At 25.4% G+C, this 2,216-nt stretch carries 1 protein-coding gene; it reads left to right on the forward strand.

Annotated features, from left to right (window positions below):
• Positions 1 to 328 precede the first annotated feature (328 nt).
• A complete protein-coding gene (locus V7056_RS15150; protein ID WP_499703243.1) occupies positions 329 to 2,158 on the forward strand; it encodes a heparinase II/III family protein in 1,830 nt (609 codons plus the stop codon).
• The last annotated feature ends 58 nt before the right edge of the window (positions 2,159 to 2,216 follow it).

A 2,216-nucleotide genomic window follows, 5' to 3' on the forward strand; every position in this document is an offset into this window, starting at 1 on the left:
CTCTGTATTAATACAGTGTATTTAATTACTAATTATTATATAACAGAAAGTTCAAAAAGTGCTAGTGGTTTTATAAAAATAGTTTATTTTTGAGTATTTTTTTAAAATAGATATAAAAAGAATGACTTTTCTACTAATTTAGAAGCGTAAATAACTGAATTCATCGAATTGTCTTTAGAATTATGTAGTTTGTACGATATTAATTTTATAAGCCATATATAAATGGTAAATAAGTGGATACTTGATGGCCATCAAATCATTCAATAATAAATTGAATTAAACCTAGGATTTGTTTAACATTAAGACGGTTATGAAAGGAATTGAACGAATGAAATTATTTAAAAGATTAATTATCGTTTTCTTAATCGTATTTATAATAATGGCTTTATTTAAAGATTCAAGCCCATTAAGAGCAACTGAGGTAAAAACGAATAATTCAATTCAATATATCCAAAGAATAAAACCTTCAAAATCGGTTGTATCATTTGCGGATCAAATAATTGATAATAAAATTTACTTGGGCAGTCAATTTCCTATTTATCAATTAGATAATGAAATTACATGGAAAGAGGATCCATTTAAAAATAGAACTTGGCAATTATTTTTGCATAGTTTTGAACATGTAGGATACTTATTAAGTGCATATGAATATACAAATGATGTAAAGTATTTAATTAAATCAGAATACTTTATTAAAAGTTGGCAAAAAGTAAATAGCAACCCTAAAAAAGCTACAAGTCCATGGGCATGGTATACAAACAGTGTTCCAATAAGAACTGTCTATTTAATCCAATTTGCTAATCTTTATAAACTTTCTTCAATTTATAATGAGTCTAATTATAATGAGATTGTTGATTTAATAATAGAACATGGAAGTTTTTTAGCAAATAACAATAACTATGTGTGGGATTCAAATCATGGCATTTTTCAGGATCAAGCATTGATTGAAATAGCAGTGTTATTTCCAAACTTAACAAAGAGTAGTGAATGGTACAACATTGGTACAAACAGATTAAAACGCCATGTTGAGAGTCTCATTACAACTGATGGAATTACAAAAGAACATAGCATTAGTTATCAAATAGTAGTAATCGATTTAATAAGACAAATTTTACCTTTACTTAAAGAATCGGATAATACCAAATTGTATTTGGAAAATAAAATAGGGCTTTTAGAAGATACACTTGCTACCTTTACCCAACCTAATGGTACGATTCCACAATATGGAGATTCTAAAAATAGCTATGTCGCAAATAAAAATTTAAATGTTAATGAAATTCGAGGGAATAAATTAAAATACTTAAATACAAATGGTCAGTTCGGTGTAAATCCATTTACTGATATTTTGTACAAGAATAGTGGAATAAGTATTTTTAGGAATAGAAACAATAATGTTCAATCTTATTTATTCTTTGTATCAGCATTTCATTCAACAGTACATAAGCATGCTGATGATTTATCTTTTATTTTCACAAAAGGAAATACAGAATTTTTTGTAGACTCAGGTCTATATAATTATGAGCTGAATGACTCTTATAGAAACTATTTAATCAGTACTTATGCACATAATACAATAACTATAGACAATAAATCGTATCAAATTACAAAAGAAAATATTGGTAAGGCTAAGATACAAAGTGGATATATATATCCTGATTATTCTTATGTAGTTGGGAAACATACATTATATCCCGGTGTAATAGTTCAAAGGGTACTTTTATATTTAAAAGAGTCAGATACTGTATTAATTTTTGATAAAATAATTTCAAAAAAAATACATACTTATTCAAAAGTATTTAACCTTGGGGAAAATGTTAATTTAAGTCAGAGAGGGAAAAATGAATTTAATTTAACTAGCAAAATTGATCAAAATAAATTAGAGTTTATAAATCTAGATGTTAACGCAATGTATCAATCATATTACGGTTCTAAAAATCCTATTGCAGGGTTTAAATCAAACACATTTAATAAAATTATTCCAATTAATCAAATGCGTTTTACAGTTAAAGGAAGTAATTATAATTTTAGATCGATTATAAATTCCAATATATATTCAGGAGTTAAAAGTTTTTATGTAACAGGAGACAGTAATAGTTTTAATTTTGAAATAAAATATAAATCTGGATTGAGTAAAGATATAATAATTAAATTAAACTAGATCTATCTTTTTATGGCTATTAAATTAGATGAAAAGTTAGTAAGTGAAAAATATAAAA

It is taken from the genome of Bacillus sp. JJ664 (assembly GCF_036962205.1).
Taxonomy (GTDB): Bacteria; Bacillota; Bacilli; order Bacillales; family Bacillaceae_G; genus Gottfriedia.